This is a genomic window from Photobacterium sanguinicancri (assembly GCF_024346675.1).
Classification (GTDB): domain Bacteria; phylum Pseudomonadota; class Gammaproteobacteria; order Enterobacterales; family Vibrionaceae; genus Photobacterium; species Photobacterium sanguinicancri.
In genome coordinates, this window is sequence record NZ_AP024850.1 from 3,252,282 (window position 1) to 3,273,914 (window position 21,633).

The 21,633-nt window shown below is 46.1% G+C and carries 14 protein-coding genes and 1 riboswitch; of the genes, 10 read left to right on the forward strand and 4 right to left on the reverse strand.

Annotated elements, in window-relative coordinates; genetic code table 11:
* Window positions 1-751: 751 nt before the first annotated feature.
* Genes OCU87_RS14925 through OCU87_RS14935 form a run of 3 tightly spaced genes read right to left on the reverse strand, consistent with a single transcriptional unit; the run spans window position 752 to window position 5,849 of the window.
* The gene (locus OCU87_RS14925) at window positions 752-3,865 is read right to left on the reverse strand and encodes an efflux RND transporter permease subunit (RefSeq protein ID WP_261857481.1); all 3,114 of its coding nucleotides are present in this window, start codon (window positions 3,863-3,865) and stop codon (window positions 752-754) included.
* Complete coding sequence (locus OCU87_RS14930) at window positions 3,862-5,208, reverse strand: efflux RND transporter periplasmic adaptor subunit (protein ID WP_261858394.1); 1,347 nt, start codon at window positions 5,206-5,208, stop codon at window positions 3,862-3,864. Before OCU87_RS14930 ends, OCU87_RS14925 begins: the two co-directional genes overlap by 4 nt.
* On the reverse strand, window positions 5,208-5,849 hold the full coding sequence (locus OCU87_RS14935) for a TetR/AcrR family transcriptional regulator (RefSeq protein WP_261857482.1): 642 nt from the start codon (window positions 5,847-5,849) through the stop codon (window positions 5,208-5,210). The genes OCU87_RS14930 and OCU87_RS14935 overlap by 1 nt, the downstream gene beginning before the upstream one ends.
* A 607-nt stretch (window positions 5,850-6,456) precedes the next feature.
* On the opposite strand from OCU87_RS14935, the gene leuA reads away from it, so the two are divergent.
* The 8 genes from leuA (at window position 6,457) to thiQ (ending at window position 15,866) form a co-directional block, all read left to right on the forward strand.
* Entirely contained in the window at window positions 6,457-8,001 is a 1,545-nt protein-coding gene (gene leuA, locus OCU87_RS14940; protein WP_261857483.1) for a 2-isopropylmalate synthase, read from the forward strand.
* Between the two features lie 104 nt (window positions 8,002-8,105).
* Window positions 8,106-9,194, forward strand: a complete 1,089-nt coding sequence (gene leuB, locus OCU87_RS14945; protein WP_261857484.1) for a 3-isopropylmalate dehydrogenase — start codon at window positions 8,106-8,108, stop codon at window positions 9,192-9,194.
* A 26-nt stretch (window positions 9,195-9,220) separates the two neighbouring features.
* Window positions 9,221-10,660, forward strand: a complete 1,440-nt coding sequence (gene leuC / locus OCU87_RS14950) for a 3-isopropylmalate dehydratase large subunit (RefSeq protein ID WP_261857485.1) — start codon at window positions 9,221-9,223, stop codon at window positions 10,658-10,660.
* Between the two features lie 17 nt (window positions 10,661-10,677).
* A complete protein-coding gene (leuD, locus tag OCU87_RS14955; RefSeq protein WP_062691765.1) occupies window positions 10,678-11,280 on the forward strand; it encodes a 3-isopropylmalate dehydratase small subunit in 603 nt (200 codons plus the stop codon).
* 185 nt (window positions 11,281-11,465) lie between these two features.
* Complete coding sequence (locus OCU87_RS14960) at window positions 11,466-12,269, forward strand: DUF547 domain-containing protein (RefSeq protein ID WP_261857486.1); 804 nt, start codon at window positions 11,466-11,468, stop codon at window positions 12,267-12,269.
* A gap of 56 nt (window positions 12,270-12,325) precedes the next feature.
* Window positions 12,326-12,444: riboswitch (TPP riboswitch) on the forward strand.
* Between the two features lie 99 nt (window positions 12,445-12,543).
* A complete protein-coding gene (thiB, locus tag OCU87_RS14965) occupies window positions 12,544-13,542 on the forward strand; it encodes a thiamine ABC transporter substrate binding subunit (protein WP_390960112.1) in 999 nt (332 codons plus the stop codon).
* Window positions 13,543-13,555: 13 nt separating this feature from the next.
* Window positions 13,556-15,145: a thiamine/thiamine pyrophosphate ABC transporter permease ThiP gene (gene thiP / locus OCU87_RS14970; RefSeq protein WP_261857488.1), complete on the forward strand. Its 1,590-nt coding sequence runs from the start codon at window positions 13,556-13,558 to the stop codon at window positions 15,143-15,145.
* Window position 15,146: 1 nt separating this feature from the next.
* Complete coding sequence (gene thiQ, locus OCU87_RS14975; protein ID WP_261857489.1) at window positions 15,147-15,866, forward strand: thiamine ABC transporter ATP-binding protein; 720 nt, start codon at window positions 15,147-15,149, stop codon at window positions 15,864-15,866.
* Between the two features lie 92 nt (window positions 15,867-15,958).
* Here the strand turns inward: thiQ and OCU87_RS14980 are convergent, their stop codons facing one another.
* Window positions 15,959-17,335: a PhoH family protein gene (locus tag OCU87_RS14980; protein WP_261857490.1), complete on the reverse strand. Its 1,377-nt coding sequence runs from the start codon at window positions 17,333-17,335 to the stop codon at window positions 15,959-15,961.
* Between the two features lie 362 nt (window positions 17,336-17,697).
* Here OCU87_RS14980 and rapA point away from each other — a divergent pair, with 362 nt between their 5' ends.
* On the forward strand, window positions 17,698-20,616 hold the full coding sequence (gene rapA / locus OCU87_RS14985) for an RNA polymerase-associated protein RapA (RefSeq protein ID WP_261857491.1): 2,919 nt from the start codon (window positions 17,698-17,700) through the stop codon (window positions 20,614-20,616).
* A gap of 139 nt (window positions 20,617-20,755) precedes the next feature.
* Complete coding sequence (gene rluA, locus OCU87_RS14990; protein ID WP_261857492.1) at window positions 20,756-21,586, forward strand: bifunctional tRNA pseudouridine(32) synthase/23S rRNA pseudouridine(746) synthase RluA; 831 nt, start codon at window positions 20,756-20,758, stop codon at window positions 21,584-21,586.
* Window positions 21,587-21,633 lie beyond the last annotated feature (47 nt).

The following is a 21,633-nucleotide window of genomic DNA, read 5'->3' on the forward strand; positions in this document are numbered from 1 at the left end:
TGAGCGTTATATTTGAGATGGTCATCAATACTAAAAAACAACCACACTTAAAAATCATTACATCCCACCGTTGGGATGCGCTCAGTATTGTCCAAACAGATTGATGAAACCAATAGGCTAACAACACGGTTAATCGCAATTAACCACACAAAATATAAAATCAGAATATAAATTATTTAAAATCAAATCATTAATGTACATCTAAAAAAAACAAAAATATCTTTTATTAAGATAAAGTCTTAATTATAAGCAAGTTAATCGATTGCTTTTTGACATCGACAACCTAATCAAACACCGTTCCCATCGAGAAAACAGCGAATCAATAAACCCCAGTTATCAAATTAATCGTCGAAAAGTGAGGCTATTTCATTGAAAAAATAAGTTCGATTTCAATGAAAGGCTCAAAGAATTCAACCTGTGTTCACCGGTGAAATCACAATTCATCAAACTGATATTTATTCAAATTCAACATCCATGCATACCAACCGAAACAAGGTAAGGAAAATGTAGCTCAATCAGAGGCTCTACACCCAACCAACATTGTATGTTCAAGAGGTCCATCATCGTCACTGGCTGCACTAATCTCATCATGTTGAGTATTAAGGCATTAGTTGCAGGTAGAGGTGGGAAGAATAAGAGAGTCGCGCTAATAAGAAGAGAGCATGACAAAGCAAACAACGGTCTGCTTTGTCATTTTATATATCGACAAGCCTATCAATTAATAAACGCCTTTCAGCGCAATAAGGTTACTTTACGCAGCTAACGGCTCATGTTTTTTAACTAACCCAAAATCAGCCAAAATCGCATAGGCTGCTGGGATCATAAACAGTACCAGTAAGGTGGAAGTGAAAATACCAAATACGATAGAAATCACCAACGGCTGAATGACTTGGGCTTGTAGGCTTGTCTCTAATAGTAACGGCAATAAACCCGCTGCAGTCGTGAGAGACGTTAAGAACACGGCGCGAAAACGCTCTCGGCTCGCTTTCACTACCGCATCGTGCACGCTGTCGCCATCATCCACATGGTGTCGAATATATTGCACCAGTAATATAGAGTCATTGACCACGACCCCAGCCAGCGATACAAAGCCCATGATACTTGGCATACTTAACGCGTGCCCTAGTAGCCAGTGTCCCCAAAATACCCCAATCAACGCCAATGGAATAGCAAGCAATACCACAAAAGGTTCAAGGTAACTGCGGAATTGAAAACTCAAAATCACAAACACCCCAAACACCCCAAGTGCAAAACCTATCGCCATCGACTGACCGGTTTCAGCCGTATCTTTAGCTTCACCTTCAAAGTTGAAGCGTAACCCTGGGTACTTCATTTTCAGGTTAGGGATCTCTTGCTGGCGAAATAATGTCAGGATCTCGGTCGAGCTGATTTTACTGTGCTCAAGGTCGGCATAAACACTTAAGGTCCGCAAGCCATCAATTCGCTGGATACGGACATAGTTACGCTGATAACTGAGCTCGGTTATTGATGCTAATGGAATTTGGCTACCGTCGCTAAGAATAATAGGGAAACTGGCCAAGGTTTGCAGATTGCCAGCTTCCGCTTTATCAAATCGAACTTCAACTTCGATGTTTTCAGGGCCGAGCTGGATATCATCCGCCTTTTGACCAAAGTAAGCTGCCCGCAATTGCGATGCTATCATTTGGCCATCAACACCAAAGCTTTCCGCCCCAGGACGCAGAGTCACTAAGACTTCTTGCTTACCCATCCGCATATCATCCAACACCCCGTACACGCCATCAAACTCATTCAAGAAGGCCTGTACTTCCAGCGACGCTGCTTTTAACGCCGTGAGTTCATCGTGCTGCATCCGAATTTCAACCGCTCGCCCACCCGGCCCCATGATTGGCTGCTTAAACACCAGCGAAATAGGGTCAGCTAATGTACCGACTTCTTCTCGCCAAGCCGCAACAAACTCATCAATCACTGTATTGCGTGACTCCGCGCCACGTAAATCGAGTCGCACTGTCGCGACGTGTGGGCCTTTTTCGTCAGCATCAGCATTGGCGTTATATTGCTCTGTAATGTGTTCTACTAGCGTATTACCGCCTTCTACATCACGGCTCCATTCAACATTCAAGCGCTCAGCAGCCTGAACTATATGAGCCACCACTTTTTCCGTCTGAGACAATGATGCGCCAGGCGCTAAAATAATGCGCGCTTCTGCGATATCACCATCAAGATCAGGGAAGCCAACAAATTTTAGAGCGCCCCCCGCCAATAACGCCGCAGATGCAAACAACATTGCAACTACCGCCCCTAGGAACAAATAACGCCAACGCACGACGGCATCAACGGCGGTAACTAATTGGTTTTGACGAAAATGCTCAAATTTAGCCAGAAACACCCGCTTGAACTTGATATCAGGTTTTTCTTCTTTGCTACGCTGCTTTTGTAATGAATGGCTTAAGTGGTGCGGTAAAATAAAGAAAGCTTCAATTAAACTGATGGTTAGCACTAATATCAGCACCTGCGGTACAACCTTAAGTACAGCCCCCATTTCACCATCAAGGAATAACAAGCTACCGAAAATACACACAGTGGTCAGGTAAGAAGAGAGAACACCAGGAAAGACTTTTTTGACCCCATTAAACACAGCATCAGGCACCGATTGACCCCGCTCTAAATGGGCGGCAATAGACTCAGCGATCACGATGGCATCATCCATCATGATACCAATCGCCATCAGCAAGGCGACTAGCGACATAATGTTGATGGATAACCCCAAGCCCGCCATCAAGAACAGGCTGCCCATAAAGGCAACAGGTAGACCCGCGGCAACCCAAAACGAATAACGGAAGGTAAAGAACAGCCACATGGTGAAGAACACCAACACCACCCCTTGCAAACCGTTATCGACCATCATGGTTAAACGATCCCACAGTACCGATGAAATATCATTGGTCAGGCTAAGTGTGACACCCGTTGGGGCAATTTGGCTTTCAGCTTCAACAAACGCCTGTACCCGCTCTTTGATCCGCAAAGCATCATCAGCTTTATTTTTACTGATTTTCAAAATAGCGGAGGGCTTGCCATCAAACAGAATTTTTTGTTCATCAAGTTCAAAGCGATCGGTGATCGTCGCAATATCACCGAGGCGTAATACAGCCCCTGCGGGATCAGCACCAATCACCGTTTGCGCCAATGTATCTGGCGTGATCTTTTGCTCATCAAAGCGGATCAATAGGTTTTTATCTGCTAATTCAATATTGCCGCTTGGCAATTTTATGTTTTGGCGTGATAAGCGATCCGCAATATCCCCAACACTCAGCCCTAATTGACGCAGCGCCGTTTCTTTTAATTCCACTCGTAATTGATGGTCAGAAAAGCCACTCACTGCAACCAAAGAGACGCCATAGTCAATTTTGAGCTTACGCTTTAATTCTTCGGCATACGCTTTCAAATGTGGCCAGTTGGTATCTGCGCTAATTGCGACATCAACCACAGGTTCATTCCAATCCAATTCACGCACGATTGGGGATTCAATTTCTGCAGGGAAGTCATTGATCGCATTAATTTGGGTTTGTACATCCACCAGCATGCGAGAAACCACATCACTACTGGTGAGTTTCAAAACCAATGAGGCAGAGCCCTCTACGGCTTCACAACGGGTTTCTTCGATATTGGCAAGACCATCAACTGCGTCTTCCATTCTCATACATATGCTTTGTTCCACTTCTTGTGGCGACGCCCCTGGATAGACCACAGAGGCAATAATGTATGGTGGTGAAAACTCAGGAAAGGTTTCCCGTTTTATTTGCGGTAACGACACAAAACCCAACAATAACAACGCAAACATCATCAAGTTTGCGGCTGTTGGATGACGAGAGAAAAAGCGAATCATGATTGTGACGCCCCTTCACCTTTGGGTGGTTTAGCAACGGCTTGGCCATCCTTACTCACCACTCTTAGTGCCATACCTTCAACCGCAGGCAAAAGATCGTTAACCACTAGTTGTTGCTCAGCAATAAAATCCCCCTGTACAGCGACCAAACCTTCACGACGGAATAACACAGTGGCAGGTTTAATGCTTAAGGTGTTGTCATCACTCAGTAAGTACACTTTATCACCGTGTAATGCACGTTCAGGGATCACCCAGTGTGGATTATCTTGGCCTTCCAAAGTCGCTTGAACAAACATCCCATTCACTAACGGCGGCGCGGTTTCAGGAGACAGTTGACTGTAATCTTGCGCTACTTCAAGGATCACCCCGACAGTCGCTTGATTGGCACTGACGGTATCGCTGATCCGCGCAACTTTGGCGGTCCATTGCTGCACAAACTGGCCACTTGCCAATTGAATACTCGCTTGCAGCGCCAACTGATCGGCACGTGGGCGTCCGTCGGCGTGGGCTGTATAGTGATTCAGGCTTGATGCCAATGCTTGCATGTCATGCAGCGCCACTTGAGCATCGACTTCAATCTCAGCAATACCATGAGCCACTAACATGGTTTGTTGCATATTAACGACTTGGTTTTGCTCAATATCTACACTCGAAATACGTGCATCAATCGGCAATACAATCTCGGTCTTACTTAGCGATCGTTGGGCTTCTTCTACTTTCGATTGATTCACTTGCAGCTGCGCTTCACTAACACGACGCTCTTTCGGTAAGACTTGGAGCTGGCTTTCTAAATCCTGTACCACCTTTTGGCTTGCCAAGTAGGATTGCTTCTCTAAATCTAATGCCGATTGCGACGTCAGCCCTTTACGACGTAACTCTTCTTTGCGCGTCACTTCTTTTTTACTGATCGCTAAACGATTTTTTTCTATTTTAAGTGTGCTTTTAAGGTTTTTTTCTTCCAAGTCCAACTTAGCTAATTGCGCCTCGCTTGAGCTAATATCGGCCTCTGCTTTTGCTAGCGTTAACTGGTAATCAAGTGGATCAATTTTTAATATCACCGTACCTGCGTCAAGGACTCGGCCTTTTTCTAATTCTGGATGGCGAAAAATCACTTTACCGCTGACTTCTGAAATCGCCTTCCACTCTACCTTGGGTTTTACGCGGCCAAAGCCTGTTACTTGAGGGGCTAACGGTTGCTGGTGCAAGGTAATAACATCCACCGCCCGACTGCGTTCCAAGGCGGGCTTACTGCTAGGAGAAGGGCGTAACTTAACAGCTAACACTAAGATTAAAATGCCAGCCATCAAGGCAGGTATGAATAATAGCTTTCTATTGAGATCAATCACTTACCCTCTCCTTTTTGATTAAAAATTCCTTGTGTAAGCACTTTTACATTGTGCTCCGCTAGCTCAAATAAATACTCTTCCGTCATTTCTATCCCATGAATTTCAAGCATGGCAGGCGGGATTAAAAACGGGAAAACCATCATACTAATGAATGTCATCCGTGCCTTTTCGGGATCCATACCTGGATTTAGCTGACCATTTTGCTGCAACTTGGTAAACATCATGTCGGTCGCTGGACGGGCAATATCTCTCACCATTTTTTCCATCATTTGACGCTGAGGATCATCAGGCGCAAGCATCATGGCGCGTGACATTAGCTTCGGCATATCTGGGTTTGGCGCCATAATACGGTAATAAGTACGCATGAATTCGCCAATAGAATCGAAATCCCCTTTATCCATTACCACTCTCATCTGGGCTTGGATGGGCTCCATGGTTTCATGCATCATGGTTTGGTATAAGCCGGCCTTATTTTCAAAGTAGTAGCGAATCAGCGCGACGTTCACATCGGCCCTTGATGCAATCATGCGGGTCGAAACCTTGCTATAAGGTAAAACGACAAACAACTTACGCGCTTCTATAATTAGACGTTCACGCGCATCGGAATCACCTACTGGACGACCTGCTTTTCCTGCCATTAACTTACATCTCTACCAAATTAATCATACGATTAATAATTGTACTAACTGAACCATTAAAAGGTTCACTCTATTATTCATCTTAATTTAACCAATTGATTAATTAATACTGTGAACCAAGTAAACAACCCGTGACAAACCTTAAATACAGCAGATTATTCGATAGAAAATGCATTTCACTTATTTAACGTCTGTAACAACAAAGTGAATAATCACTCATCGCTTCATCTCTTGTATCAATAACTTAACCAGCGACCACCGCGCACTCGCAAAAAGAAATAAAACCATAAATATCATAATGATAGCAACACAAACAAAATTAAACACCAAATAGTGGTTGACCTTTAACCTGTCTATTTGGTATTCATTTGTTATCAACTTTGTGGAAGACATGTAAATATGACTAACCGTTTCTTTATCCTCTTAAGCCTCCTCCTTATCGTGAATAATTCGCGCGGGTAGCTTATGAGTAGGAAACGCCACTAAGCATTGAATAAGCCCGCGCAGATAGCGCGGGTTTTTTATATCAGAGCCAGCGCAAGCGGATGCAGACTAAGCCTAATACCAATGAACGCACTATTAGGCAGGCCAATAAAAGGAAGTAGCAATGAAAGATCAAGTCATTATTTTCGATACCACGCTTCGTGATGGTGAACAGGCACTATCAGCAAGCCTAACGGTAAAAGAAAAGCTACAAATCGCTTACGCGCTGGAACGCCTAGGGGTCGATGTAATAGAAGCGGGTTTTCCAGTTTCTTCACCTGGCGACTTTGAATCAGTGCAAACCATTGCTAAACATATTAAAAACAGCCGAGTGTGCGCTCTATCACGGGCGGTGGCGAAAGACATAGATGTGGCGGCTGAATCGTTAAAAGTTGCCGAAGCCTTCCGTATTCATACCTTTATCTCCACCTCGACAGTACACGTACAAGATAAACTACGTCGTAGCTACGATGATGTTATCGAGATGGGCGTTGCTGCGGTTAAACGCGCACGTAATTACACGGATGATGTGGAATTTTCCTGTGAAGATGCAGGTCGTACACCAATCGATAACCTATGTCGCATGGTGGAAGCTGCTATCAATGCAGGCGCCAACACCATCAATATTCCTGATACCGTGGGTTACACCCTACCCAACGAGTTTGGCGGTATCGTGGCCCAACTATTTGATCGCGTACCTAATATCGATAAAGCCATTATCTCGGTGCACTGCCATGACGATCTTGGTATGTCGGTAGCTAACTCGATGGCAGCAGTCCAAGCGGGGGCTCGCCAAGTTGAAGCCACCATTAATGGTCTGGGTGAACGTGCTGGTAACTGTTCACTAGAAGAAATTGCGATGATCATCAAAACCCGCGCTGACTTCTTGGGTGTTCACACCAACATCAAACACGATGAAATTCACCGTACCAGTAAGATGGTCAGCCAACTGTGTAACTCACCTATTCAAGCGAATAAAGCCATTGTCGGTGCCAATGCCTTTAGCCACTCATCGGGTATCCACCAAGATGGGATGCTAAAGAACAAGAACACCTACGAGATCATGACCCCTGAGTCTATCGGGCTTAAAAACCAAGCACTGAACCTAACCAGTCGATCTGGTCGCGCCGCCGTTAAAAGTCATATGGATACCCTTGGCTACACTGAAAATGAATACAGCCTAGATGCGCTATACGCCGATTTCCTAAAACTGGCCGATCGCAAAGGCCAAGTGTTTGATTACGATCTAGAAGCCCTAATGCACTTCGCTAATCTACGCGAAGAAGATGACTTCTTTAAGCTAAATTACCTAAGTGTGCAGTCAGGTAGCATCATGGCGACTACCAGTATCAAGCTACAGTGCGGCGATGACGAAAAGTGCGAAGCCGCGGTCGGTAACGGCCCTGTTGATGCGCTATACCAATGTATCTACCGCCTAACGGGTTATGAAATCGTCTTGGATAAATTCGACCTTACCGCCAAAGGTGAAGGGGAAGACGGTTTGGGCCAAGCTGACATCATTGCCAACTACAAAGGCCGTAAATACCACGGTACGGGCCTTGCGACTGATATTGTTGAAGCATCAGGCCAAGCATTGCTACACGTTATCAATAGCATCCACCGCGCCGATCAAATTGCAGAAATTAAAGAGCGTACCGCGACGGTATAACACCGCCCATCATATTTAGGCGTAGCCGTTAATCAGCAAAATGAATACGCGCTACGCCAACCCAATTTATAACGAATCACGACAAGTTACGGAGACAAATAACCATGGCAGGTACATACAAAATTGCAGTTCTACCGGGTGACGGTATTGGCCCAGAAGTGATGCAGCAAGCCCATAAAGTGCTAGATGCTGTTGAAGCCAAATTTGGTTTTACCCTAGAGCGCGCCGAGTTTGATGTTGGCGGTATCGCCATTGATAACCATGGTTGCCCGCTACCCGATTCGACTCTAAAAGGCTGTGAAGATTCTGATGCGGTATTGTTTGGCTCTGTAGGTGGCCCTAAATGGGAGCACCTCGCCCCAAATGATCAACCAGAACGAGGGGCACTACTGCCATTGCGTAAACATTTTCAGCTTTTTTGTAACTTGCGTCCTGCGCAAATTCATAGCGGGCTAGAAAAGTTCTCACCACTGCGCGCAGATATTTCTGAACGTGGTTTCGATATTGTAGTGGTACGCGAGCTAACAGGTGGGATCTACTTTGGCCAACCTAAAGGCCGTGAGGGTGAAGGCCCACAAGAAAAAGCGTATGACACCGAGATTTATCATCGCTACGAGATAGAGCGAATTGCCCGTATCGCGTTTGAATCCGCGATGCTACGTAATAAAAACGTCTACTCGATAGATAAAGCCAATGTTCTACAAAGCTCGATCCTATGGCGTGAAGTCGTTGAAGAAGTCGCGAAAGATTACCCTGAAGTCACGCTTAATCACATGTACATTGATAACGCGACCATGCAACTGATCAAAGACCCGTCTCAGTTTGATGTAATGCTGTGCTCAAACATTTTCGGCGACATTATTTCCGATGAGTGCGCGATGATCACAGGCTCAATGGGCATGTTACCGTCGGCTAGCTTAAACCAAGAAAAGTTCGGCATGTACGAACCCGCTGGTGGTTCGGCTCCTGATATCGCAGGTAAGAACATCGCGAATCCTGTTGCACAAATTCTGTCAGCCGCGCTAATGCTACGTTATAGCCTTGATGAAGAAGACGCTGCCCGCGCGATTGAACAAGCGGTTTCGCAAGCGCTAGAAGCGGGAGAGCTAACCGCAGATCTTGCGGGAGAAGGCCAAGCACTAACGACCAGCGCTATGGGCGATAAGATCGCCGACTACATCCGCCAAGCATAAGCAACATAGGCAAGGAGCACCGATCAATGTCAGCACAAAATACAGAAAATAAAGCGCCTAAGACGCTATACGAAAAAGTTTACGATGCCCATGTTGCGGTTGCCGCAGAAGGCGAGAACCCAATCCTATATATCGACCGCCATCTGGTCCACGAAGTCACATCACCTCAGGCGTTTGATGGCTTGCGTGAAAAAGGCCGTCAGGTTCGCCAAGTTGGCAAAACGTTTGCCACTATGGATCACAACGTATCAACCCAAACCAAAGACATTAATGCCTCTGGTGAAATGGCCCGTATCCAAATGGAAACGCTCGCCAAAAACTGTGAAGAATTTGGCGTAACACTTTACGATCTGAACCATAAATACCAAGGTATTGTGCATGTTATGGGCCCTGAACTGGGCATTACCCTACCAGGCATGACAATTGTTTGTGGGGATTCACACACCGCAACACACGGCGCATTTGGCTCGCTAGCCTTTGGGATTGGCACTTCAGAAGTTGAACATGTATTAGCGACCCAAACCCTCAAACAGTCGCGTGCTAAAACGATGAAAATCGAAGTCAAAGGTAAAGTCGCAGAGGGCATTACCGCCAAAGATATCGTGCTAGCCATCATAGGCAAAACCACCGCTGCTGGCGGTACTGGCTATGTGGTTGAATTTTGTGGTGAAGCGATAACAGATTTGTCGATGGAAGGACGTATGACAGTCTGCAACATGGCAATCGAACTAGGCGCCAAAGCCGGTTTAATCGCCCCAGACCAAACCACCTACGATTACATTAAGAACCGTAAATTCTCACCAACCGATGCCAACTTTGATGCCGCGGTTGAATACTGGAATACTCTAAAAACCGATGAGGATGCAGTATTCGATGCGACGGTGACGTTAGCGGCTACCGATATAAAACCGCAAGTGACTTGGGGGACTAACCCAGGCCAAGTGATTGCAATTGATACACCTATCCCGAGCCCAGCTGACTTTGCCGACCCAGTCGAAAAAGCCTCAGCGGAAAAAGCCTTGGCCTATATGGGGCTAGAAGCGGGCAAGACGCTGTCGGACTTTTCAATTGATAAAGTCTTTATTGGCTCTTGTACCAATTCTCGCATTGAAGATATGCGCGCCGCCGCCGCTATCGCGAAAGGGCGCAAAGTCGCCGCCAATGTTCAAGCACTCGTTGTTCCGGGATCTGAGCAAGTCAAAGCCCAAGCAGAACAAGAAGGGTTGGATAAAATTTTCATCGATGCCGGCTTTGAATGGCGCCTACCAGGCTGCTCGATGTGTCTAGCGATGAACAACGACCGCCTAGGGCCAAAAGAGCGCTGCGCCTCCACCAGCAACCGTAACTTTGAAGGTCGCCAAGGCCGTGATGGCCGTACCCACCTTGTCAGCCCTGCAATGGCAGCGGCGGCAGCGTGTGCTGGCCATTTTGTAGATATTCGCGACTTAGACAGCGCAACGGCATAATCGAGAGGAAGATAACAATGGCAGGTTTTAAACAACATACAGGCTTGGTCGTGCCGCTAGATACCGCGAATATCGATACCGACGCAATCATTCCTAAGCAATTTCTACAAAAAGTGACGCGCACAGGCTTTGGTAAACACTTGTTCCATGACTGGCGTTTTCTTGATGATGCAGGTAAGCAAGCGAACCCTGAGTTTGTGATGAATGCGCCTCGCTACCAAGGTGCAAGTATTTTACTTGCACGTGAGAACTTCGGTTGCGGCTCTTCGCGTGAACATGCACCTTGGGCGCTAGCAGATTACGGTATTCAAGTGATGATCGCGCCAAGCTTTGCCGACATTTTTTACGGTAACTCCATAAACAATCAAATGGTTCCAGTACGCTTAACCGAGCACGAAGTTGATGAGATTTTTCAATTTGTTGAAAGTACCGAAGGCGCAGAGATCAACGTTGATTTGGAAAAGATGTTAGTGATTGCTAACAACAAACAATACCATTTCGAGATTGATGAGTTCCGCCGTCACTGCTTATTGAACGGCTTAGATAACATCGGGCTAACGCTGCAACATGAAGATAAAATTGCGGCTTACGAAGATAATATTCCTGAATTTTTAAAGTAAATATTACGTTTGTTAGTATTTACTGACTCAATTACATCAGTGTCACAACACCCTGCGTTAGTGGGGTGTTGTTCTATTTAACGCTTTACCCAACACTCTCATTCAACCGATTGTAAAACCTGCAATAAAAAGCCCGTCACCTCGGTCTATAGTTGTTAGGTTATTACTGATTAAAAAGGTTGATTATGCAGTCTCGTCTTTTACTTACCTTTCATCTTGTTTTTGCGGCATTCATTTTTCTCGTCAGTAGCACTGTGTTCGCAGCTCCCAAAGCGGATTTATGGTCATATTGGCAAAGCAGTAATGAAGCCAACAGCATGCCAATCAACCATCAATTATGGCAACAGACGCTCAACCGCCACATAGTGCAGCAGGGCGATCAAACGCTATTTAGCTATAACCAAGTCGATCAAGAGGGAAAGTGGCAGCTCGATCGCTACGTTCGCGAAATGAGTAAAATCAATCCTTTAAAATACCGTAAGGCGGAGCAATTTGCCTATTGGGTCAACCTCTACAATGCTCTCACAGTACAACTCATTGTTGATAATTACCCAATCAAGTCGATAACGAAGATCGGTGGGTTGTTTAGCTTTGGGCCGTGGGATGATGACGTCGTGACCGTGAACGGCAAAAAGCTCACTTTAAATGATATTGAGCACCGAATCTTACGTCCGATTTGGCAAGACAACCGTATTCATTATGCGGTGAACTGCGCTAGCCTAGGTTGCCCTAATCTACAAGTACATGCCTTCACTGCCAGCAATAGTGACCACTTACTTGATCTCGCCGCCAAGCAATTCATCAATAGTAAAAAAGGCGTTATCAGCACGAATAACAAGACCCAACTGTCGTCTATATACGATTGGTATCAAGCTGACTTCGGCAATACGGCGCAGCTCCAGCGACACCTGAATCAATACCGCACCACTCCAGTGACACTGAAAAATATCGATTATGATTACGACTGGGCACTGAACGAGGCAAAATAATGCCAATCATTGTCCCCGTCCCCTAGCAACACCACGCTTGCACCATTACAATGACGACGTTCTCATTGGGGAGCTAACAAGAAGGCTTACGCTTTCTTCAGCTGAGATTGCACACGCAGAACCCACAGAACCTGAACCAGCTAATACTGGCGTAGGAATTGAGAAGTCGCTAAGTACTGTTTATCTAGCCAGATACTCCCTTAAGCCACCTTTTTCTCAACCCTCGCTCATTTGATTTATTGCCAGCAGGATGCAACGGCATCAGGAGCGCTTTGTGAAAAAACTACTACCTCTACTGACTTTAACGCTTGCGACCAGCAGTGTATTTGCCGCCGAACAAGACGCAAAAGCAACATTAACTGTGTACACCTATGGCTCATTTGCCTCTGATTGGGGCCCCGGTCCTGCGATTAAAAAAGCATTTGAAGCCGAGTGTGACTGTACGTTGAATTTAGTCGCGCTAGATGATGGCGTCTCAATTTTAAATCGTGTTCGCCTTGAAGGCCGAAACAGCAAAGCCGATATTCTATTGGGACTCGATAACAACCTTATCGAAGAAGCAAAAAAAACCGGTTTATTAGCGCAGCACAAAGTCGATACCAGCAAGGTTATCTTGCCTAATGGCTGGAATGACAACACCTTCGTACCTTACGATTACGGTTACTTTGCGTTTGTTTACGACAGCACTAAACTGAAAAACCCGCCAAAGAGCTTAAAAGAATTAGTGGAACGTGACGATCTATCGATCCTTTACCAAGATCCTCGTACTTCCACCCCTGGACAAGGTTTGATGCTATGGATGAAGTCAGTGTATGGCGATCAATCCACCAATGCATGGCAGCAAATGGCAAAGAAAACAGTGACCGTCACCAAAGGCTGGTCTGAAGCATATAGCATGTTCCTCAAAGGCGAAGCTGATATGGTGTTGTCATACACCACCTCTCCGGCTTACCACATCATCGCTGAACAGAAGAATCAATATATCGCCGCAGATTTCAGTGAAGGGCATTACATGCAAGTAGAAGTGGCCGCCAAGCTCAAAAATAGCCCACACCCCAAGTTAGCCGATCAATTTATGGATTTCATTGTTAGTGATGGCTTCCAATCCAATATGGCAACAGGTAATTGGATGTATCCAGTGACATCCCAGCCGCTTCCTGATGGTTTCAACCAATTAACTGTACCTGAAAAAGCACTGGAGTTTGATGCTACTGAGGTTGCTAAACAGCGCCGTAGCTGGATCCGCGAATGGCAACATGCGTTAACGCAATAAAGGCATATCTCGTTTGAACACTCGCTTTACCTCGTTACTACCCGGCATTACCGCTGCTGGGTGCATCTTGGCGTTAATGGTATTAGCCATTAGCGCCCTACTCGGCCAAGCCGACGAATTATCACCTCTCACTTTATGGCACGACCCCTATTTACGCCACGTTACTGGGTTTAGTTTCTACCAAGCATTCCTATCAACCCTATTAAGTGTTGTTCCCGCGATTCCCGTCGCCTATGCACTTTCTCGCCGCCAATTTATTGGACGAGCTCTATTACTGCGTATCTTTGCCATGACGCTGGTACTACCCGTCTTGGTCGCGGTGTTTGGTTTACTGTCGATATACGGTAAAAGTGGCTTAATTAATCAATGGCTTGCCGCTATTGGTGTAGATATCCAGCTCAATATTTATGGTTTAAGCGGGATCTTACTGGCCCACATCTTTTTAAACCTCCCCCTTGCCGTGCGTTTGTTACTGCAAAGTTTAGAAGGGATCCCTCACGAGCAACATCAGCTCGCCGCACATTTAGGTATTACTGGGTGGGACAAATTTCGCTTAGTGGCGTGGCCTCGATTACAGCAGCAATTACCGCACGTGATCGGCTTAATCTTTATGCTGTGTTTCACTAGTTTTGCGGTGATCATGTCGCTCGGTGGCGGACCAAAAGCCACCACCATCGAGCTTGCGATTTACCAAGCCCTACGTTACGACTTTGACCTAGCAGCGGGAGCCTTATTGGCATTGTGGCAAATGCTACTGTGTTGCTCATTAGTGTTAGCATCACAACGTTTTGCTAAACCGTTAGCCACCCTTAGCGGTACAGTGAATCAAGATCCTCACAACTACCAAGATAGGTGGCATAGTAAACTTTGGGACGGCTTATGGATTGGCGGTGGGATCTTACTGGTTGCCCCACCCTTACTGTCGGTGATCATTTCAGGCATTAATCAACAGCTCATTAGCCAACTGAGCTCACCTGCATTATGGCAAGCCATCAGTCAATCATTACAGATTGCGACAATGTCTTGTTTCATTGCTGTTATCAGTGGCATCGCCATTTTGCTCACAAGCCGCCAATGGCGTCTGCAACGCAAAAAGTGGGCAGCCGATGGTATTGAATTAATCGGCGCAATCATTCTTGTGACCCCAGGCTTAGTGCTTAGTACTGGGTTATTTTTATTACTGCGCCAATATACCGATGCCTTTGCGATGGCCTTTTGGGTCGTGGTGACGGTTAATGCTTTAATGGCACTTCCTTACGTGATTAAAACACTCAGCCAACCAATGCTGCACGTCGCTCAGCAATTTAATCCACTCTGTGCCAGTTTAGGCATGACAGGCTTATCACGCCTGCGATTGTTGGAATGGCGAGCACTGCGCAAACCGCTAGCCCAAGCTTTTGCGATCGGCTTTGTTCTGTCACTGGGGGATTTAAGTGCGATTGCCTTATTTGGCAGCCAAGACTTTAAAACCTTACCGCTGTATTTATTTGAATTATTAGGTAGCTATCAAATGGATGCCGCCGCCGTCGCAGCACTCATCCTACTACTACTGAGCTTAGGGTTATTTACCTTAGTTGAAACTGTGCTACTTAGGAAAAAATGATATGTTGAAACTCGAGCAGCTTAGCCACAGCTACCAACCTCACACCGCTAATGCCCAGCCAATGAACCTGTCTTTTTCACTTGAGGCGCAACAAGGCGATATCGTGGCATTAATAGGTCCAAGCGGCGCTGGGAAAAGTACCTTACTGGGATTGATTGCAGGGTTCCTTAAACCTGATAACGGTAAGTTAACCATAGAGAATCAATCTATTTTTCAGCAGGCTCCGGCTGAGCGTCCGCTATCTATGCTATTTCAAGAACATAATCTATTTCCACATCTCACTGTGTCAGAAAATATTGGGCTAGGTATTCACCCGGGCTTAAAACTGACCCAAGCTGATAAAGAATCGATCGTGGTTGCCGCTGCACGTGTCGGCATCCAGCAATACCTCGGCCGCCTCCCTGAACAATTATCGGGTGGTCAAAAGCAGCGCGTTGCGCTCGCCCGTTGTTTAGTACGACACCGTCCACTGTTACTGTTAGATGAGCCCTTCTCAGCATTAGATCCCGCGCTACGTAAAGAGATGCTGGAGTTAGTGAGAAGTCTGGCCCGTGAGCATCAAATTACCGTCCTTATGGTCACTCATAGTCCAGAAGATGCCCTCAAGATCGCCAACAAATGTGCATTTATCACAAATGGTAGCATCACCGTCTTTGGTGATACTCAGCCGATGCTAACGCAGCCTCAAGATGCTGAACTCAAGCATTACCTTGGTCTTTAATTGTTAACAGGGCCATAAGCTAAAAATGAGAAAGGGAGAACACGATAATGATTCTCCCTTTTTAATGTTCACACATTTAATCAATCAGAAAGTTAGAGATTTTCTTCTGCAAATTCCGCCAAGCGGCTACGCACAACGCCATTGAGATAAATATTGGCGCTACCTTCAAAGTTTTTAAAGCGCTCAACGATATAAGTAAGCCCTGACGTTACGGGCGATAAATAACTCGAGTCAATCTGAGCAAGGTTACCCGAACAGACCAATTTAGTGCCTTCACCGCAACGGGTGATGATGGTTTTGATTTGTGACGCAGTGAGGTTCTGACATTCATCCAAGAGTACAAACGCATTTTGGATAGAACGCCCCCGCATGAAGTTAATCGATTTAAATTGAATATTGGCTTTATCAAAAATGTACCGCATTGATCCATCAGTACAGACATCGTTTTTGTGTAACGCTTCCATGGTATCGGTGACAGCCGCTAGCCATGGCATCATTTTTTCTTCTTCTGTTCCGGGTAAAAAACCAATCGACTCTGCGATTTCAGGGGTATTTCGAGTCACAATGATTTTATCGTACATGCCCTTTTCAATCACTTGCTCTAACGCTGCTGCCATCGCCAAAATGGTTTTACCACAGCCCGCTGGCCCCGTTAAAATCACTAAGTCGATGTCAGGGTCGAGCATGGCATCAAGTGCCATACCTTGATAGACATTTTTAGGGTGAATACCCCACGCCTTACGGTGCATTAACCGCTCATGACCAATATCTTTTAATGTCACAGTGTCATTATCAATTTGCTTGATACGCCCAGCAAACTCTTGTTCTTCATCAATCAGGTATTGATTGACGAACGGTTGATCAAACAAATTAACAGGGAGTTTATGTAACGTGGCACGACCTCGGCTTTCCGATTGGCACTCACCAACCTGATCCCAGAAACGGCCAGGGTATTTAATGAAACCTTTGGTCAGTAAGCTCACATCATCAATTAACTGATCCGAACGGTAATCATCAACAAAATAAACACCCGCGCCTTTCGCACGTAAACGCATGTTGATGTCTTTGGTGATCAACACAACATCGCGCGGTGCATAATGTTGCTGTAAGTACAGCACCCCATTCAAAATGCGGTTGTCACCCGCTTTGTCAGTAAATGCATGTACTGTTTCTGTGATTTCATAATCCGCAAAGATAGCAATGGTGCCATTGTGTGCGGTTTGTTTTGAGAAAGGGATCCCCGCAGATATCTGCTCTGGGGTAGCGTCGTGGAAAATATCTTCTAGCGCTCGAATCGCGACTCGGGCATCGCGGGCAACATCACGCTTACTATCCTTAATGCGATCAAGTTCTTCGAGGACAGTCATCGGTATGACGACGTCATGTTCTTGGAAGGAATAAATCGCGAGAGGCTCGTGTAGCAAGATATTAGTATCGAGAACAAAGACTTTCCGATCTGAATCGCCCATAGGCACCTCCTTGGTAACATTCAGGTGATATTACATCTACCACCACTCTTTAAGCGTATGACAGTTATTGGCATTTGCTGCATTTTCACTAAACTATCGCTCCTCTGACTCTATTAAAGACCGGACATTTTTAAATAAATGTGACAAAACTACTTTGTCGCATTCAAAACACTTTCACCGTGACCTCTTTCACATCATGCAGTAACATGACTTCCCTTTTTTCTGGTACGAATTCTGGCTTACACTTAATAGCTGTGCTTTTTTAGCTTCGCATGACACTTTGAGTGTTCAGTGCTTAGCCAAAGCACCAATACCAGATAACGCATTTTCAATTTCAAAGAATTTAGAAGGTTTTAGCCACTATGCCATTTGCTTTGGGTCAACGTTGGATCAGTGATACTGAAAGTGATTTAGGATTAGGTACAGTTGTCGCCTGTGACGCACGTACTGTCAGCCTAATGTTCTCCGCGAGTGAGGAGAGCCGCCTGTATTCCCGAAACGAAGCCCCTGTAACCCGCGTGATGTTCAACGTGGGTGATGTGGTTGAAAGCCATGAAGGTTGGTCTTTAAACGTTGAACGCGTTGACGAAGACGGCGGTGTACTTACGTATGTGGGTACACGCGCAGACACAGGTGAAGAAGACGTAAAATTACGCGAGATTTTTCTAAACCACCAAATCCGCTTCAACAAACCACAAGACAAGCTATTCGCAGGTCAAATTGATCGTATGGATCGCTTTGCGCTGCGCTACCGTGCGCTAAAAAATCAATACGAACAGCACAAGAGCCCGCTACGTGGGCTGTGTGGTATGCGTGCAGGTTTGATTCCACACCAGCTATTCATTGCTCACGAAGTCGGTCGCCGTTACGCTCCGCGCGTTTTACTGGCAGATGAAGTAGGTCTAGGTAAAACTATCGAAGCCGGTATGATCATCCACCAGCAAGTGCTCTCAGGCCGAGCTGAACGTATTTTGATCTTAGTACCTGAAACGCTGCAACATCAGTGGCTAGTCGAAATGATGCGCCGCTTTAACCTGCACTTCTCTATCTTTGATGAAGAGCGCTGTGTTGAAGCTTATGCCGATTCAGCAAACCCATTTGATACCGCACAATACGTTCTGTGTTCGTTAGACTTCCTACGCAAGAGTCGTCGTCGCTTTGAACAAGCGCTAGATGCTGACTGGGATCTATTGGTTGTCGACGAAGCCCACCACCTTGAGTGGAGCGAAGACAAACCGAGCCGTCAATACCAAGTCGTTGAAGCCATTGCTGAAAAAACACCTGCGGTACTGCTACTAACCGCAACACCAGAGCAACTGGGTCACGAAAGTCACTTTGCCCGTCTACGTTTGCTCGACCCAGATCGTTTCTACGATTACCAAGCATTTGTTGAAGAAGAGCGCCAGTACGCGCCCGTTGCCGATGCGGTATCACGCTTACTCTCTGGCGAGAAACTCGATAACGATGCTAAAAATACGCTCGTCGAGCTGCTTTCAGAGCAAGATATCGAACCTATGCTACGCATTATCGAATCGAGTGATATCGACGATGAAGCAAGCCAAACCGTACGCCATGAACTGATCGATAACCTCATGGATCGCCACGGTACGGGTCGTGTTCTGTTCCGTAATACTCGATCTGCGATTAAAGGTTTTCCAACACGTCACTTAAACCTTTACCCACTTGCGATGCCAACGCAATACACCACGGCAATGCGTGTAGCAAGCATGATGATGGGCAAAGTAAGCGACGAAGAGAAAGTACTGAAGTTACTTTACCCAGAAGACATCTTTCAAGAATTTGAAGGTGAATCAGCAACATGGTGGAACTTCGATCCGCGTGTTAACTGGTTACTGGATACGCTGAAAGCGAACCGCAACGAAAAAGTGTTGGTTATCTGCTCTCGTGCTCAAACCGCATTAACGCTAGAACAAGCATTGCGTGAACGTGAAGGTATTCGCTCAACCGTCTTCCACGAAGGCATGTCGATCATTGAACGAGATAAAGCGGCCGCTTACTTCGCCCAAGAAGAAGACGGCGCACAAGTTCTGCTGTGTTCAGAAATCGGTTCAGAAGGCCGTAACTTCCAATTCGCTAATCAGTTGGTGATGTTTGATCTACCAAACAATCCAGACCTGCTGGAGCAACGTATTGGTCGCTTAGATCGTATCGGTCAAAAACGCGATATCGAAATTCATGTTCCTTTCCTAGAAGGCACCTCACAAGCTCTATTGGCACGTTGGTTTAACGAGGGTCTAAACGCTTTTGAAGAAACCTGCCCAACAGGCCGTGCCGTTTATGAGCACGTTCGTAGTGATTTAATTACCCTACTAACCAGCAACGGGCATGATAGCGAGGCTTTGGAAGCCTTGATTGAGCAAAGTGCAACTATGCACAACGAGCTAAAATCTAAGCTAGAACAAGGCCGTGACCGTCTATTAGAAATTCACTCTAACGGTGGTGATGCTGCGAACGATTTAGTAACCCGTATCTCAGCCAAAGATGGCGACACCAATTTAGTCACATTTGCACTGGGTCTGTTTGATACCATAGGTTTAAACCAAGATGACAAAGGCGAAAATGCGATTGTGGTTTCACCATCTGAGCACATGATGGTCGCGAGCTACCCTGGTTTACCTTACGACGGTTGTACCATCACCTTTGATCGCGACACGGCACTATCTCGCGAAGATCTGCACTTCCTGAGCTGGGAGCACCCAATGATCCAAGGCGGTATCGATTTACTGCTATCTGAAGGAGTGGGTACCACTGCAGTTTCGCTATTGAAGAACAAAGCACTACCAGCCGGTACACTGCTATTAGAATTGGTATACGTGGTTGATGCTCAAGCACCTAAGCAATCGGGTATTGGGCGTTTCTTACCGCAAACACCTATTCGTATTTTGCTTGATGCAAAAGGCAATAACCTGTCAGCTCAAGTGGAATTTGAAAGCTTTAACCGCCAGCTCAGCCCAGTTAACCGCCACCTTGCGAGTAAGCTGGTAAACTCGGTGCAAAAAGAAGTGCACGTGCTGATTGAACACGCAGAGCAAGTGATCACTAAAGAAGCGGTAAGCATTCGCGAAAATGCACAAGCAGAGATGGAAAGCACCTTACGTGCTGAACTAGATCGACTACAAGCCTTGAAAGCGGTTAACCCGAACATTCGTGATGATGAGTTAGAACTGATTGAATCGCAGATCCAAGATCTCACGACTTATATCAGTAAAGCGCAAGTGCAGCTAGATTCACTACGCTTAATCGCCGTCAGTCATAACTAAAACGGCTCTAGGTTTCACACCCTAGTCAACAGATAAGCCAGGACCGTATCATGCAAACATGATGCGGTCTTTCCTTATCACTAAGACGACCGATACAGTAAAAACCAATTCCAATCTGGATAATCAGATCGAGCATGCTATGAACCCATTACCAGTACTGGACTACCACCCTCCTATCGACCCTTGGCTTGATGTTTTATACCAAGACGATGATATTATCGCGCTAAACAAGCCTGCAGGGCTGCTGTCTAACCCCGGTAGATTGCCAGAGCATAACGACAGTATCTATAGCCGAGTACGCCGTGACTACCCAGATTCACATATTGTGCATCGCCTTGATATGGGAACCTCTGGCTTAATTATTATGGCCTTAAATAAAGCGTCTGAGCGTGATTTACATGCCCAGTTTCGCGAACGCTTAACCCATAAGGTTTATTATGCACTGGTTTGGGGACATATCGAGCAAGATGAAGGTTCGGTGGATTTACCCTTGATTTGTGACTGGCATAACCGTCCTCGTCAAAAAATCTGCCACACCGATGGCAAACCATCACTGACACATTACAAGGTCGTGTGCCGTAACCAAGATAATACGACGCTAGTACGCTTATTGCCGATCACTGGCCGATCACATCAGCTACGCTTACACATGATGGCATTAGGACATCCGATTCTTGGGGATGAGTTTTATGCCAATGATGAAGCCAAAGCGATGTCACCACGACTGAACCTGCATGCAACAGAGCTATGCCTGTACCATCCAGCCACCAACCAACCGATCCATTTATTTGCGCCTTGCGATTTTTACCCTGATGCACCAAGCCAAACGTTGCCGCTGAATGAGCCGCGCCAAGAAGAGCCAGAGCGCCAATCACGCCGAGCTAAACGCGCAGAAAAACGTAAAGTCCATGAAGCACTAGTGGCACGCGCATTGTTGGCCCGTAACCAAGCGGGATCAGACAGTAACTAATCCCGACTCAACATAAAAAACGGGCGCCCTAACTAAGGCGCCCGTTT